The sequence below is a fragment of the Kosakonia sp. H02 genome (genome assembly GCA_030704225.1).
In the GTDB taxonomy this organism is placed as follows: Bacteria; Pseudomonadota; Gammaproteobacteria; order Enterobacterales; family Enterobacteriaceae; genus Kosakonia.
On record CP131915.1, the window covers coordinates 3,008,669 to 3,024,433 of the forward strand.

Sequence of the window (15,765 nt, forward strand, 5' to 3'; positions counted from 1 at the left end):
AAAATCTACAAGAAAGGCGCTTAAAACGCCTGAATTTTTGTGCAGATGCGCGGGACAAGTTTATTTGTGATCGCGTTTTGTCACTTCGACGCGAATGCATTCTTTTATAAATTCAATATTCATTTGACCAGAGAAATAATGTTAACGAGGCTTACACCTCCCTGAGCACCTGGACCGTCTCTTTTTTTGTGTAATACACACAATTGTCCGGTATGTCTTTGTTAACAAGCGTCATAGCGCCAATTTGCACGTTATTTCCGATGCGAATTCCATCGGAGATGATGCAGCAATTTGCGCCAAGTACGACATTATCGCCGATGATTATTCTATATTCATCATCCTTTTTCCCTGGCGTTTTTATACCAATGGTCGTGTTTTGCCTGATTAGAAAGTTTTTGCCAATGTCGCAATATAAAGAAACGACAATGCCATTATAATGCGCAACAATTAACCCAGGTTGAATCTTTGCGCCAAGCCCAATTTCCGTATTGTATTTTTTCATCAGGCGGCGATTCAAAAAATGAGCGATCTTCTTTCCTTTTTTCCCTTTTGTTTCATTAAGATACGAGGCTATTCGCCACCAAAAGAGAAAGCGACGCTTTGGTTGCCGCCATGCATGACGTAACGTTCTGCCCCATGAGAATTTCTTATCTTTTCCGCCAATCACTTCTACTCGTAGACACTCTTTTAGAAATGCCACATTCATATCGCTGTTCATAATAATCATTCCAAATAACTGCAAATTTTTTGCAGGAAAAAACTAAATTTTCATTATTTATCGCAAATTGATATTGCTATGAAATATTTTTGTAACGTATTTGAGGAATTAAAGTTAAATTAATTTAACCTATGCCATAGTTATGACGGGTAATTTGAGTTAAGTGTTTTTAAAATCGACTTTTCAATGATTGCCAGGATCTTTGGGTTTCTGAGTATTATTTTTGACCGGAAAAATCTATCTCCTGCGCTACCCATTGTCAATGCAAACGTGACAAATTGTTACTTGTTCTGTGGCGCAGATTCAAGAGCCATTGTGCGCCATTTTTGCGACAACGAAGGATAGGTAAATAAAAAGCCACTTCTCATGGAGTGGCTTAATCTACTGATTTTAAAGCTAAAATTTGGTGGCCCCTGTTGGGTTTGAACCAACGACCAAGCGATTATGAGTCGCCTGCTCTAACCACTGAGCTAAGGGGCCGTGGCGGGGGATTATAAAGTAACTTACCCCTGCAATCCAGCACGAATCGCCTGGCTGATGTTTTTATAAACAATGCATTTTCAATCTCTTATACTTGAGATTATTGTTTTTGATCGGGAGTTAAGCATGATCCACGATATTCTGGCACCGGGGTTGCGGGTGGTGTTTTGTGGCATTAATCCGGGAAAATCCTCTGCCCACACGGGTTTTCACTTTGCTCATCCGGGAAATCGCTTCTGGAAAGTGATCCATCAGGCCGGTTTTACCGACCAACAATTGCGCCCGGAAGAGGAGCTGCACCTGCTGGATACGCGCTGCGGCATCACCATGCTGGTGGAGCGCCCGACGGTGCAGGCCTCGGAAGTTGGATTGCATGAACTACGCACCGGCGGCAGGGAGTTAGTGAAAAAGATAGAAGAGTATCAGCCCGCTGCATTGGCAATTCTCGGCAAGCAAGCTTTTGAACAGGCATTCAGCGTGCGCGGAGCAAGCTGGGGGAAGCAGAATATGACCATTGGCGTAACGCAAATTTGGGTACTGCCCAATCCCAGTGGCCTGAATCGTGCCTCGCTGGATAAGCTGGTTGAAGCTTATCGGGAACTGGATGAGGCGCTGGTCACGCGCGGTCTGTAGATAGCGGCCAAAAAAAAGCTCCCGGGTTGGGAGCTTTTCGGTTTCATGCGTGACGATTAATCGTCAAGGAAGCTACGCAGCACTTCAGAACGGCTCGGATGGCGCAGTTTACGCAGCGCCTTCGCTTCAATCTGACGGATACGTTCGCGGGTAACGTCGAACTGTTTACCCACTTCTTCCAGCGTATGGTCGGTGTTCATATCAATACCGAAACGCATACGCAGCACTTTCGCTTCACGCGCGGTCAGACCAGCCAGAACGTCGTGCGTCGCAGCACGCAGGCTCTCGGTGGTTGCAGAGTCCAACGGCAGTTCGAGGGTAGTATCCTCAATAAAATCACCCAGATGCGAATCTTCATCATCACCAATCGGTGTTTCCATGGAGATCGGCTCTTTGGCAATTTTCAGCACCTTACGGATTTTATCTTCCGGCATCAGCATACGTTCAGCCAGCTCTTCCGGCGTCGGCTCGCGCCCCATTTCCTGAAGCATCTGGCGAGAAATACGGTTGAGCTTGTTGATAGTCTCAATCATATGCACCGGAATACGGATGGTGCGCGCCTGATCCGCGATGGAGCGGGTAATGGCCTGACGGATCCACCAGGTTGCATAGGTGGAGAATTTGTAACCACGGCGATATTCGAACTTATCTACCGCTTTCATCAGGCCGATGTTGCCTTCCTGAATCAGATCGAGGAATTGCAGACCACGGTTGGTATATTTCTTGGCGATAGAAATAACCAGACGCAAGTTCGCTTCCACCATCTCTTTCTTCGCACGACGCGCTTTCGCTTCGCCGATAGACATACGACGGTTGATGTCTTTAACCTGCTCAATGGTCAGGCCAGTTTCTTCTTCGATCTGCTGTAGCTTCGCCAGGCCGCGTTGAACGTCGTCTGCCACTTCGTTCAGCTTTTCTGACCACGGTTTGTTCATGGCCAGCGCGGCGTTGAACCAAGTTTCGCTGGTTTCATTGCCGGTAAACAGCGTGATGAAGTTTTTCTTCGGCATTTTGCACTGTTCAACGCACAGCTTCATGATTATGCGTTCCTGGGTGCGCACGCGATCCATCATGACGCGCATGCTGTTTACCAGGTAATCGAACTGCTTCGGTACCAGGCGGAACTGCTTGAAGACTTCAGACAGCTTGAGGATCTCTTCCTGGGCGGCAGCGTGGCTGCGTCCTTTGGCTTTAATCGTGTCGCGAGTCAGTTCGTACTGCGTGCGCAGTTCGGCAAATTTCTCACGTGCCAGCTCAGGATCGATGCTGTTGTCATCGTCGCTGTCATCATCGTCTTCTTCTTCTTCATCTTCGTCATCATCCATCTCTTCGCTGGAGAGCTCAGAACCGACGTGGGTGGCAGTCGGTGCCATATCTTCTTCAGCGTTAGGATCGACAAAGCCAGTGATCAAGTCGGAAAGGCGAGCTTGTTCAGCTTCAACGCGGTCGTATTGTTCCAGCAAATAGGTGATCGCTTCCGGGTACTCGGCAACGGAGCACTGAACCTGGTTAATCCCGTCTTCGATACGTTTGGCGATGTCGATTTCGCCTTCACGGGTCAGCAGTTCAACGGTGCCCATTTCGCGCATGTACATACGCACCGGGTCGGTAGTTCGTCCGATTTCAGACTCAACGCTGGAAAGCACCTGCGCAGCAGCTTCTTCCGCATCTTCGTCTGTGTTGTTGGAGTTTTCGGCCAGCAAAAGATCATCGGCATCCGGTGCTTCTTCCATCACCTGGATGCCCATATCGTTGATCATTTGGATGATGTCTTCGATCTGATCGGAGTCGACGATATCTTCCGGCAGATGGTCATTGACCTCGGCATAGGTCAGATAGCCTTGCTCCTTACCACGGGTGACAAGAAGCTTCAGCTGTGACTGCGGGTTTTGCTCCATAAGACGGTATCCACACTTAATTCATGAGGGTTGGTGTCGGTTAGCGAAATAAACCGCCAACATTAAACGTGAGGGAGTATTTATATTTTTGCCGCTGGCCCTCATCGCGGCTGTCGGGATCTACCCGATCGATTATCGGCACTTAAGCCGTTGAGTTTACTTTTTCGCCAGTTCCTGGTTTAACTGCCAGAGTTCCCGGCGTTCTTCGCTGCTTAAACCGTGTGTGCGATCGCGAGCTATCAACTCCTCTTGTCGCCGTTCAAGCATCGAATCAAACATATGATTGAGCGCGTCGGTAAACGTTTTCTCAGCGATGTCCTTATCTGCTATATCGTCCCATGTCGACAGTTTTTCAAGGGTTGCGGCCTCATTTGTGCCGCGATAGTGTTCCAAAAGTTGGCCAGTTGTCAGACCAGGCTGTGACAAACAAGTGTTGACCAGTTCTGAAAATAAGCCAAGCCCCGGTAGTCTGGATTTATCCAGGCCCGCCAACGGCGGAACCTTAGGCGCCAGATCCGGGTTCTGTATCAATAACCCTATCAGTATACGCATGGTTGTGCGTTTTAGCTGCGGAGCGGGGCGCGTCGGAACGCTTTCCACCTGCTTTGGCATTAAACGATCAAGTTGCGCATCGTCGAAAATACCGATCTTGTTGCCCAATAGCTGGCGTAGCTGGATACGCAGCGTCTCACCCGGCACCTGATTGATTAACGGCAGCGCCAGCGCGGCAAGCTGCGTTGTACCATCCGGCGTGGATAAATCCGCCTGCGGCAACAGGCTGTTAAACAAAAACGTGGAGAGCGGCTGAGCCTGCTCCATCCGCGCTTCGAACGCCTCTTTACCCTCTTTACGCACCAGCGTATCCGGATCTTCGCCATCCGGCAGGAACATAAAGCGCAGCTGACGACCATCGCTCATATACGGCAGCGCAGTTTCCAGCGCTCGCCATGCGGCTTCACGGCCTGCACGGTCGCCGTCATAACAGCAGATGACATTTTTCGTCACCCTGAACAGCAACTGTATATGATCCGCCGTGGTGGATGTCCCCAGCGACGCAACCGCATAATTGATGCCGTATTGCGCCAGCGCGACGACGTCCATATAGCCTTCGACGACTAACAGCCGCTGCGGCTCGTCATTGTCCTGCTGCGCTTCATAAAGGCCATACAGCTGGCGGCCTTTATGGAAAATATCGGTTTCCGGGGAGTTAAGATATTTAGGCGTATCGTTGCCGAGCACACGACCACCAAAACCAATCACTCGCCCCCGCTTATCGCGAATTGGGAACATCACCCGCTCGCGAAAGCGGTCGTAACTGCGTCCTTGATCGTTTGTGACCAGCATGCCTGCATCGATCAGCGACTTGCGGTTTTCACTGTTATCGCCAAAACGCTTTAACACGTTGTCCCAGCCGGGAGGGGCGTAACCAATGGCAAATCGCGTAATGACGTCACTGCTTAAACCGCGCCTGGACAGATACTGACGAGCAGGCTCTGCGGCAGCGTTTTTCAGAGATTGCTGATAAAAAGCGTTCAGCCCGTCCATTAATTGATAGAGAGTTTGCCGTTGATGGCGCTCTATCAGGCTGGGCCCGCTACCTGCTTCGAACGGCACTTCCAGGTTATGCATCGCGGCCAGCTCTTCGACACTTTCCACGAACTCGAGTTTGTCGTAGTTCATTAAAAAGTCGAGGGCGTTGCCGTGCGCGCCACAACCAAAGCAGTGGTAAAACTGTTTTTCACCGTTCACGGTGAAAGAGGGGGTTTTTTCGTTATGGAATGGACAGCACGCGTGGTAGTTCTTGCCCTGCTTTTTCAGCTTTACACGCGCGTCGATGAGATCGACGATGTCGGTGCGCGCCAGCAGGTCATTGATAAAAACGCGTGGGATTCGTCCAGCCATAAGCCCCGTTTTGATCTTTTATAGCCGTCGTTTTTCAGGCCAGTAAAAAGTGGCGTAAAATCCGAAAGTTATATCAGCTTATAAACGAAAATAAGCCGCGCATTCCTTTCGGAAGCACGGCCTTACAACTACAACTCGGTCTACTCTAAAGGGCTCGTGCCCTGAAGAGATTAGTACAGACGAGTACGGCGTGCGTTTTCGCGAGCCAGTTTCTTCGCGTGACGTTTCACTGCGGATGCTTTAGCGCGTTTACGTTCGGTAGTCGGTTTTTCATAGAACTCACGACGACGAACTTCCGCCAGAACACCTGCTTTTTCGCAGGAACGCTTGAAGCGACGCAGAGCTACGTCGAACGGCTCGTTTTCACGTACTTTAATTACCGGCATGTGCCTCTCACCTTTGATTAATTCGGTTTGCCGCTGACGTTCACGTCAGCTTATTTCAAAATGGTGCGGAATTTTACTGCAAGTGCTGCCTCTTTGTAAAGCACCGCTGCCCTTTTTGAAAGGGGACTTTTGTAAGGGTGAGGAGTATACACGAACTCTGCTTGAGGAGTGAGCAAAGTTTTACATCGCCCCGCATTCGCCCTACACTGCGCGCTATTGCAAAGAGGTAGAAAGAGCCATGCGCGTACTGGGTATTGAAACATCCTGCGATGAAACCGGCATCGCAATTTATGACGATCAAAACGGGCTTCTCGCCAACCAACTGTATAGCCAGGTAAAACTGCACGCCGATTACGGCGGAGTGGTACCCGAACTGGCCTCCCGCGATCACGTGCGTAAAACCGTGCCGCTGATTCAGGCCGCATTGAAAGAGGCCGGATTAACGGCAAAAGAAATTGATGCAGTGGCCTATACCGCGGGTCCAGGCCTTGTCGGTGCGCTGCTGGTCGGGGCAACAGTCGGGCGTGCGCTGGCATTTGCCTGGGATGTTCCGGCAATTCCGGTTCACCATATGGAAGGGCACTTACTGGCACCGATGCTGGAAGCGAATCCGCCTGCGTTTCCGTTTGTCGCGCTGCTGGTTTCCGGCGGGCACACGCAGCTCATCAGCGTGACCGGTATTGGGCATTATGAATTGCTCGGCGAATCGATTGACGATGCTGCCGGTGAGGCTTTTGATAAGACCGCTAAACTGTTAGGTCTTGATTATCCTGGCGGGCCGATGCTGTCGAAAATGGCATCGCAGGGGACAGAAGGGCGGTTTGTGTTCCCGCGTCCGATGACCGACAGGCCAGGGCTGGATTTTAGTTTTTCCGGGCTAAAAACTTTTGCCGCCAATACCATTCGCAATAATGGCAATGACGATCAAACCCGCGCAGATATCGCCCGGGCGTTTGAAGACGCGGTCGTCGATACGCTGATGATCAAATGCAAGCGCGCGCTGGATCAGACCGGTTTTACACGTCTGGTGATGGCTGGCGGCGTAAGTGCTAACCGTACCCTGCGTGCGAAACTGGCGCAGATGATGGAAAAACGCCGCGGCGAAGTGTTCTATGCGCGCCCGGAGTTTTGCACCGATAACGGTGCGATGATTGCGTATGCGGGAATGGTGCGTCTGAAAGCAGGAAACGATGCCGGGCTTGGCGTCACGGTTCGTCCGCGCTGGCCGCTGGCGGAACTGCCTGCGGCATAAACAGCTTTTGCCCGGTGTCACACGGCACCGGGCAATCCTTTTATATCTCGTCCTGCCGTTTTTTCTTTTTTAGCTTCGACCAGATTTTGGTTTCCTGGTGACGCCACAGGCGCTGAATATTATCGTGATGACGCAGCAGGATCAGGCATGACAACATCGCGACCGGGAACGTGAACTGCGGTTTGAACCACCAGACATAAAACGGTGCAATCAATGCGCTGACAATCGCGCCCAGCGAGGAGTAACCGCTCAGCAGCACCGTCAGTAACCAGGTTCCTGCCATCACACCCGTTAAATCCCAGCCGATCGGCGCAATCGCGCCAAATGCCGTCGCAACGCCTTTACCGCCATGAAATTTAAAGAAAACCGGCCAGATATGACCAAGGCAGGCGGCAATAGCAATCAGGCCCAGCCAGAACGGCGTGACGCCAAGCGCGTACGCGCCCCAGACCGGCAGCATGCCTTTCAAAACATCAAAAATCAGTACCGTTACGGCTGCGCCCTTGCCGCCAATGCGTAAAACGTTAGTGGCGCCGGGATTGCCGGAACCACTTGCGCGCGGGTCGGGTAAACCCGCGATGCGGCAGACCAGAATGGCGCTGGAGATTGAGCCACAAAGGTACGCGAGGAGGATCATCCCAGGCGCGATTGCACTCATAACGCTGTTCCGTTTTGAAAATGTCGTTTTATTCTCTGCATCCGTGGATAATACGCATAAATTATGGAAAGTGGTATCCAGGTTTTGCGCAAAATCTGACAGATAACCACTAAAGATGCGGCCTTGCGACAGTGGCGCAGGCGCAATGAGCAGGCGGGGTGTAATGGATATTGTCTTTATCGAGCAGCTGTCGGTCATCACGACAATTGGTGTTTACGACTGGGAACAGACCATCGAGCAGAAATTGGTGTTCGATATCGAAATGGCGTGGGATAACCGCCTGGCGGCCAAAAGTGACGATGTTAAGGATTGTCTGAGCTATGCGGATATTGCCGATGCGGTGGTCGGGCATGTCGAAGGCGGGCGTTTTGCGCTGGTAGAGCGTGTCGCAGAAGAGGTCGCCGATCTGCTGTTGGCCCGGTTTAATTCCCCGTGGGTGCGCATCAAACTGAGCAAGCCTGGCGCGGTGGCGCGGGCGCTTAACGTGGGCGTTGTCATCGAGCGTGGCCTAAATCCTAAAAAAACTTTTTAAATTCATCATCGTTAAACCAAACGCTAGTATTCAGGTCATAGAATACGGCTTTTCGCGGCTTCTCCTGTGGATTGGCCGCTTTTTATATCTTTTTAGGGGTTTATTTGATGAGCGATATGCATTCGCTTTTGGTGGCAGCCATCCTGGGTGTCGTCGAAGGCCTCACCGAGTTTCTGCCTGTTTCCAGCACGGGCCACATGATTATTGTCGGGCACTTACTGGGGTTTGAAGGCGATACTGCAAAAACATTCGAGGTGGTGATTCAGTTAGGCTCAATTCTGGCGGTGGTCGTGATGTTCTGGCGACGCCTGTTTGGCCTTATCGGCATTCATTTTGGTAAACCTCGCCATGAAGGCATCGGTACAGGCCGCCTGACGCTGGTTCATATTCTGTTAGGCATGATCCCGGCGGTGGTTATCGGGCTGATATTCCATGACACCATCAAATCGTTATTTAACCCACGTAATGTAGCCTATGCGCTGGTGGTCGGTGGTTTACTGCTGATCGCAGCGGAAGTGCTGAAACCGAAAGTGCCGCGCGCGCAGGGCATCGATGATATGACGTATCGCCAGGCATTTATCATTGGCTGCTTTCAGTGTCTGGCGCTGTGGCCGGGCTTTTCCCGCTCCGGGGCAACCATTTGCGGTGGGATGCTGATGGGCGTAAGCCGCTACGCGGCGTCTGAGTTCTCTTTCCTGCTGGCAGTGCCGATGATGCTGGGCGCAACCGGGCTGGATCTCTATAAAAGCATCGATTTCCTGACAACGGGTGATATTCCAATGTTCGCCGTCGGGTTTGCGATGGCGTTTATCGTGGCGCTTATCGCGATTAAAACCTTCCTGGAACTGATTAAACACATCTCCTTTATTCCGTTCGCGATTTACCGTTTTATCGTCGCCGCAGCGGTTTACGTGGTCTTTTTCTAAGGCTTCGCCCTCACGCTTTCGGCTGAGGGCAACGCTGCTCCTTCCAGTGCGCAACCGCCGCAATGCGTCGGCGGGTTAACTCTTCGCGCACTGCCGCACCTTTAAACCCCGCCTCGATCACCGCTTTGGTCGGTACGGCTCGCGCCACTTCCCAGGCTTCACGCAGTAACCGCCCTTGTGAATAGTCGCAGGCTTCAAACCCGGTACGCCCGCGCACATCGGCTTCGCTGGTGAGCGCGATTTGCTCCACGCGCTGCGGTTTGCGCCACGCATCGATGGAATCGAACAGCTTGATGATGGTTTTTGGCTGTAAGATGGGGAAGGTGTGGATCAGATCGTGAAACTCCGCCACCAGCTTCGCCAAATCGCGGATCTCATTTTGCACCCGCAGGCGCTGGCACAATCCTTCCACCAGCTTGACGCCCGCCGGCCCATGGCCGTGGTGGCGCGGCCACAGCTCTTTCGGCGTCAGCCCTTTGCCCAGGTCGTGGCACAGCGTCGCGAAGCGCACATCCACCTCCGGGCTGAGCATCGCTGCCATCGTCAGGGTCATTAATGTGTGTACGCCGGTGTCGATTTCCGGATGCCATTTCGCCGGAGCCGGAACGCCAAACAGCGCGTCGATTTCCGGGAACAGCACCTTCAGCGCGCCGCAGTCGCGCAGCACCTGGAAATAAACCTGAGGATTACGGGTGCGCAGGGCGTTTTCCGTCTCTTTCCACACGCGCTCGGTAGTGAGATGTGCCAGTTCACCGGCGTCGGTCATCTCGTGCATCAGCGCCATCGTTTCATCAGCGATACGGAAGCTGAGATGGGCATAGCGGGCAGCGAAACGCGCCACGCGCAGTACGCGCAGCGGATCTTCATTAAACGCGGGGGAGACGTGACGCAGAATGCGGTCGCGCAGATCCTGCTGGCCATTAAACGGGTCGATGATATCGCCGTTTTCATCCTGCGCCAGCGCGTTCACCGTTAAATCGCGGCGCAGCAGGTCTTGCTCAAGGGTGACATCGGGTGCGGCATAGCAGGTAAAACCGGTGTACCCGGAGCCGGATTTACGCTCGGTCCGCGCCAGTGCATACTCTTCACGGCTTTGCGGGTGCAGGAACACAGGGAAATCGCGGCCTACCTGCTGGTAACCCGCATCGAGCATCTCTTGCGGCGTTGCGCCGACTACCACCCAATCTTTGTCTTTGACCGGCAGGCCCAACAACGTATCCCGTACTGCACCACCGACCAGATAACTCTTCACGCCGCCACTCTCCTCTACACATTTGCCGACAGATAATACGTAAGTGTAGAGAAGATGGCGAATATGCTTAGTTCATCCAGCGATCTTTGCGTTTACGGCTGGGGATCATATGCGGCAGTAACAGGCCGAGGATCAGACCCGCGCCCAGCACGCCACCGCCATACATAAACCACTGCATAATAATGGTGCGCTGTTTGTCATCCAGTTGCAGATTCGCGGCGCTAACCTTTTTCTGCGCCACGATTAACTCATTTCTGAGCTTCTGATTCTCATCTTTCAGACCGTTGATCACCCCATCACTCTGGGCAACTTTCTGCTGCATCTCTGCGGTACGCTGATTCCAGGTGTTATCGATATTGGTCAGTTTATCGGTCAGGGTTTTCACCTGGTTTTCCAGGTCCGGCACGCGCGTACGCAGGCTGGGTTGCGTGTTGAGCTGTTTCAGCGGGATCCACGAAGTTCGGCCGCTGCTGTCGCGCACCTGAGCGTAATCATTATTTTCTTGCAGCAGGGCGACTTCTTCGCCGGCATTCACCGTGCCGACAAGGCGATAGTTATCGCCCGGGCCGCTACGCACCCAGGTACTCAGTTCGTCGGAGACATAACGTTTTTCTTCGGCATGGATGCCGACAGAGACGCTAAGCGCAAAAAGGGTAAATCCTATCAGGCGTAATTTTGGCATCAGGCAATCATTATTTTCATTGAACGTGAATGGTAAACAGTGGCAACAGTCTGACGACACCGGGCAGGCACCATCAATCGGAATCTTCCAGGTCAAACTGCGCACTTATGCGAACATTTGCACCCGCCAGATTGCGCATTGCATGGCAATTTGGCACAAAATACTATCTACTGACAAACCCAGGGCGCGTTAGTTCGCCACAATTTTCACCGATGTGACACAACCATAAGTGCAAGGCCATGGCTCAGGAAATCGAATTAAAGTTTATCGTGAAGAGCGACTGCGTGGAAACGCTTCGTCAACACCTCCATACGCTGACCGACGAACACATCGCGTCCAGCCAGTTACTCAACGTCTATTACGAAACGCCTGATAACTGGCTTCGCGGCCATGATATGGGGCTGCGCATCCGCGGGGTAAACGGTCAATATGAGATGACAATGAAAACCACCGGACGCGTGATTGGCGGTTTGCATCAGCGCCCGGAATACAATATTTCGCTCGACAACGCCGAGCTTGACCTTTCGCGCTTTCCCGCCGAGGTATGGCCCGAAGGTGTTTTGCCGTCTGATTTACAGTCGCGTACGCAGCCGCTGTTCAGCACCGATTTTCACCGCGAAAAATGGCTGATCAACGTCGGCGAGAGCCGTATAGAGATTGGCCTCGACTTAGGTGAAGTCAAAGCCGGAGAGTTTGCCGAGCCAATTTGTGAACTGGAGCTGGAACTGCTGAGCGGCGATGCGGCAGATATTCTCAAACTGGCCCGCCAGTTGGTGGCAATCTCCGGCCTGCGTCAGGGGAGCCTGAGCAAAGCGGCGCGCGGTTATCATCTGGCGCAGGGCAATGCGCCGCGCGAACCGCGTCCGACAACGTTTTTGCAAACCGCGCCTAAAGCCACGGTTGAGCAGGCCTTTGCCGCCGCGCTGGAACTGGCGCTGTCGCAATGGCAATACCATGAAGAGCTGTGGGTGCGCGGTAACGACGCCGCACGCCTTGAGGTGTTGCGCGCCATTGCGCTGCTGCGCCATACGCTGACGCTGTTTGGCGGCATTGTGCCGCGTAAAGCGAGCGCTCACTTACGTGACCTGCTGACCCAAGTGGAAGCTACGCTGACCTCTGCGGTTTCTGCTGCGACGGCGGCATGGGACATGCAATCGGCAATGGCGAAACTGATCCTCACCGAATGGCTTGTCACCAATGCCTGGCGTGCCTTCCTTGATGATAAAGCACTGGCGAAATTTGCCGACTCTTTTAAACGCTTCGCCGATATTCATCTCTCGCGCACCGCGTCTGAATTGAAAAAAACCTTTGCCCATCCGCTGGGCGACAGCTACCGCGATCAGTTGCCGCGCCTGGCGCGGGATATCGACAGCACCTTGCTGCTGGCGGGCCATTACGACCGGGCGCTGGCGACCGAATGGCTGGATAACTGGCAAGGGTTGCAGCATGCCATCGAAACGCGCCAGAGAATCGAAATTGAGCATTTTCGTAATACCGCCATTACCCAGGAGCCGTTCTGGCTGCACAGCGGGAAACGCTAACTAAAGGATCTTTCGAATGCCGCACGCATCCCTGTTATCGCAGCACTGGCAAACTGTGCTTTCCCGCCTGCCGGAAGCGCTGACCGCGCAGCCAGTGAGTACGCAGGCGCAGTCAGTGCTCACTTTTAGTGATTTCGTTCAGGACAGCATCATTGCGAATCCTGACTGGCTGGCTGAGCTGGAAAGTGCGCCGCCCACGTCCGATGAGTGGCAGCACTACGCCGGGTGGCTGCAAACCGGGCTGCAAGGGGTAGCGGATGAAGCCTCGCTGATGCGCGCGCTCAGGCAGTTTCGCCGCCGCGTGATGGTGCGTATTGCCTGGGCGCAGGCGCTGCGGCAAATCTCCGATGAAGCCGTGCTGCAACAGCTAAGCGTGCTGGCGGAAACCTTGATTGTTGCTGCGCGTGACTGGCTGTATGACGCCTGCTGCCGCGAATGGGGCACGCCGTGTAATCAGGATGGCGTGGAACAGCCGATGCTGGTGCTCGGCATGGGCAAACTCGGCGGCGGCGAGCTGAATTTCTCTTCTGATATCGATTTGATCTTCGCCTGGCCGGAAAACGGTGCAACGCGTGGCGGCCGACGCGAGCTGGATAATGCCCAGTTTTTCACCCGCCTTGGCCAGCGGTTAATCAAAGTGCTCGATCAGCCGACGCAGGACGGTTTCGTTTATCGCGTCGATATGCGCCTGCGCCCGTTTGGCGACAGCGGCCCGCTGGTGCTGAGCTTTGCCGCGCTGGAGGATTACTACCAGGAACAAGGGCGCGACTGGGAGCGCTACGCGATGGTGAAAGCGCGCATTATGGGCGATAACGACGGCGTCCATGCGCGTGAATTACGGGCGATGCTGCGCCCGTTTGTTTTCCGCCGCTATATCGATTTCAGCGTTATCCAGTCGCTGCGCAATATGAAAGGGATGATTGCCCGAGAAGTGCGCCGCCGTGGTCTGAAAGACAACATCAAGCTGGGCGCGGGCGGTATCCGCGAAATCGAATTTATCGTGCAGGTCTTTCAGTTGATTCGCGGCGGGCGCGAACCGGCGCTGCAATCCCGCTCGCTGCTGCCCACGTTAGCGGCTATCGATCAGTTGCATCTGTTAGCAGAAGGTGATGCTCCACAACTTCGCGACGCGTATTTGTGGTTGCGGCGCCTGGAGAACTTACTGCAAAGCATTAATGACGAGCAGACGCAGACGCTGCCGGGCGATGAGCTGAACCGCGCTCGCCTTGCCTGGGGAATGGGCGTGGAAAGCTGGGAGGCGCTGAGCCGCCAGCTTGAGGCGCATATGGCCGCTGTGCGGCGTATCTTCAACGAACTTATCGGCGATGATGAAACGGACACATCTGATGATGCGCTCTCCGAGCACTGGCGCGAGCTGTGGCAGGACGCCTTGCAGGAGGAAGACACCACGCCGGTGCTGGCGCATCTTTCCGATGACGATCGCCGTCGCGTTGTCGCGCTGATTGCCGATTTCCGCAACGAGCTGGATAAGCGCACCATTGGCCCGCGCGGTCGCCAGGTGCTGGATCATCTGATGCCGCATCTGCTGAACGATGTCTGCTCCCGTGACGACGCGCCGGTGCCGTTGTCGCGCCTGACACCGCTGCTGACCGGCATTATCACCCGCACCACGTATCTTGAACTGTTGAGCGAATTCCCTGGCGCGCTGAAACACTTAATTTCGCTCTGCGCGGCGTCGCCGATGGTCGCCAGCCAACTGGCGCGTTACCCGATCCTGCTTGATGAGTTGCTCGACCCGAACACTCTTTATCAGCCGACGGCGATGAATGCCTATCGCGATGAGCTACGCCAGTACTTGCTGCGTGTACCGGAGGAGGATGAAGAGCAGCAACTGGAGGCGTTGCGCCAGTTCAAACAGGCGCAGTTGCTGCGCGTGGCGGCGGCGGATCTTGCTGGCACCTTGCCGGTAATGAAAGTGAGCGATCATCTCACCTGGCTTGCGGAAGCGATTATCGATGCCGTGGTGCAGCAAGCCTGGGGACAGATGGTGACGCGTTACGGTCAGCCGACGCACCTGCACGATCGTGAAGGGCGCGGTTTCGCCGTGGTCGGCTACGGCAAACTCGGCGGCTGGGAGTTGGGTTACAGTTCCGATCTCGATCTGGTGTTCCTGCATGATTGCCCGATGGATGTGATGACCGACGGCGAGCGGGAAATCGACGGTCGCCAGTTTTACCTGCGCCTGGCGCAGCGCATTATGCACCTATTCAGCACTCGCACCTCGTCCGGCATTCTTTACGAAGTGGATGCACGCCTGCGCCCGTCCGGTGCCGCGGGCATGCTGGTGACCACCACCGAATCTTTCGCTGATTACCAGAAAAACGAAGCCTGGACATGGGAACATCAGGCGCTGGCGCGCGCCCGCGTGGTGTACGGCGATCCGCAATTAACCGCCGGGTTTGACGCGATTCGCCGCGATATTCTGATGACGCAGCGCGATGGCGAGACGCTGCAAACGGAAGTGCGCGAAATGCGCGAGAAGATGCGCGCCCATCTGGGTAACAAGCATAAAGACCGTTTTGATTTGAAAGCCGATGAAGGCGGGATCACCGACATTGAGTTTATCGCGCAATATCTGGTGCTGCGCTACGCCCACGATAAGCCGAAGCTGACGCGCTGGTCTGATAATGTACGCATTCTGGAAGGGCTGGCGCAAAACGGCATTATGGATGAGCAGGAAGCACTGGCGCTGACCCACGCCTACACTACGCTTCGCGATGAGTTGCACCATCTGGCGTTGCAGGAGTTGCCGGGAAATGTGCCGCTCTCCTGCTTTGTTGCTGAGCGCCAGCTTATCAAAACCAGTTGGGACAAGTGGCTGGTGGAACCGTGCGCCCCGGCGTAAGTGTGGTATCATCGCGCGCAAATTTTGTATCTCTCAGGA

General features: G+C 54.0%; 13 protein-coding genes and 1 tRNA gene. 6 read left to right on the top strand and 8 right to left on the bottom strand.

Annotated elements, in window-relative coordinates:
• Window positions 1-151: 151 nt before the first annotated feature.
• Window positions 152-718: a DapH/DapD/GlmU-related protein gene (locus Q5705_14160; protein WLI75730.1), complete on the bottom strand. Its 567-nt coding sequence runs from the start codon at window positions 716-718 to the stop codon at window positions 152-154.
• Between the two features lie 404 nt (window positions 719-1,122).
• Window positions 1,123-1,198, bottom strand: a tRNA-Ile gene (locus Q5705_14165).
• A 126-nt stretch (window positions 1,199-1,324) separates the two neighbouring features.
• Here Q5705_14165 and mug point away from each other — a divergent pair.
• Window positions 1,325-1,831 carry a G/U mismatch-specific DNA glycosylase gene (mug, locus tag Q5705_14170; protein ID WLI75731.1) on the top strand — a complete coding sequence of 169 codons (507 nt, stop codon included), beginning with the start codon at window positions 1,325-1,327 and terminating at the stop codon, window positions 1,829-1,831.
• A 56-nt stretch (window positions 1,832-1,887) separates the two neighbouring features.
• Here mug and rpoD read toward each other — a convergent pair whose 3' ends face one another.
• From rpoD to rpsU, 3 genes are all read right to left on the bottom strand, one after another.
• Window positions 1,888-3,729 carry an RNA polymerase sigma factor RpoD gene (gene rpoD / locus Q5705_14175; GenBank protein WLI75732.1) on the bottom strand — a complete coding sequence of 614 codons (1,842 nt, stop codon included), beginning with the start codon at window positions 3,727-3,729 and terminating at the stop codon, window positions 1,888-1,890.
• Window positions 3,730-3,885: 156 nt separating this feature from the next.
• Entirely contained in the window at window positions 3,886-5,631 is a 1,746-nt protein-coding gene (gene dnaG / locus Q5705_14180; GenBank protein WLI75733.1) for a DNA primase, read from the bottom strand.
• A gap of 170 nt (window positions 5,632-5,801) precedes the next feature.
• Entirely contained in the window at window positions 5,802-6,017 is a 216-nt protein-coding gene (rpsU, locus tag Q5705_14185; GenBank protein ID WLI75734.1) for a 30S ribosomal protein S21, read from the bottom strand.
• 238 nt (window positions 6,018-6,255) lie between these two features.
• On the opposite strand from rpsU, the gene tsaD reads away from it, so the two are divergent.
• Entirely contained in the window at window positions 6,256-7,269 is a 1,014-nt protein-coding gene (gene tsaD / locus Q5705_14190; GenBank protein WLI75735.1) for a tRNA (adenosine(37)-N6)-threonylcarbamoyltransferase complex transferase subunit TsaD, read from the top strand.
• Window positions 7,270-7,309: 40 nt separating this feature from the next.
• Here the strand turns inward: tsaD and plsY are convergent, their stop codons facing one another.
• Entirely contained in the window at window positions 7,310-7,927 is a 618-nt protein-coding gene (gene plsY, locus Q5705_14195; protein ID WLI75736.1) for a glycerol-3-phosphate 1-O-acyltransferase PlsY, read from the bottom strand.
• 163 nt (window positions 7,928-8,090) lie between these two features.
• Here plsY and folB point away from each other — a divergent pair, with 163 nt between their 5' ends.
• Window positions 8,091-8,459: a bifunctional dihydroneopterin aldolase/7,8-dihydroneopterin epimerase gene (gene folB / locus Q5705_14200; protein WLI75737.1), complete on the top strand. Its 369-nt coding sequence runs from the start codon at window positions 8,091-8,093 to the stop codon at window positions 8,457-8,459.
• 107 nt (window positions 8,460-8,566) lie between these two features.
• The gene (bacA, locus tag Q5705_14205) at window positions 8,567-9,385 is read left to right on the top strand and encodes an undecaprenyl-diphosphate phosphatase (GenBank protein ID WLI75738.1); all 819 of its coding nucleotides are present in this window, start codon (window positions 8,567-8,569) and stop codon (window positions 9,383-9,385) included.
• A gap of 10 nt (window positions 9,386-9,395) precedes the next feature.
• On the opposite strand, the gene Q5705_14210 is transcribed toward bacA, so the two are convergent.
• Complete coding sequence (locus Q5705_14210; GenBank protein WLI75739.1) at window positions 9,396-10,637, bottom strand: multifunctional CCA addition/repair protein; 1,242 nt, start codon at window positions 10,635-10,637, stop codon at window positions 9,396-9,398.
• Window positions 10,638-10,704: 67 nt separating this feature from the next.
• Entirely contained in the window at window positions 10,705-11,319 is a 615-nt protein-coding gene (locus Q5705_14215) for a TIGR04211 family SH3 domain-containing protein (protein ID WLI75740.1), read from the bottom strand.
• Between the two features lie 239 nt (window positions 11,320-11,558).
• Here Q5705_14215 and Q5705_14220 point away from each other — a divergent pair, with 239 nt between their 5' ends.
• Window positions 11,559-12,860 carry an inorganic triphosphatase gene (locus tag Q5705_14220; protein ID WLI75741.1) on the top strand — a complete coding sequence of 434 codons (1,302 nt, stop codon included), beginning with the start codon at window positions 11,559-11,561 and terminating at the stop codon, window positions 12,858-12,860.
• Between the two features lie 16 nt (window positions 12,861-12,876).
• A complete protein-coding gene (gene glnE, locus Q5705_14225) occupies window positions 12,877-15,726 on the top strand; it encodes a bifunctional [glutamate--ammonia ligase]-adenylyl-L-tyrosine phosphorylase/[glutamate--ammonia-ligase] adenylyltransferase (protein WLI75742.1) in 2,850 nt (949 codons plus the stop codon).
• Window positions 15,727-15,765 lie beyond the last annotated feature (39 nt).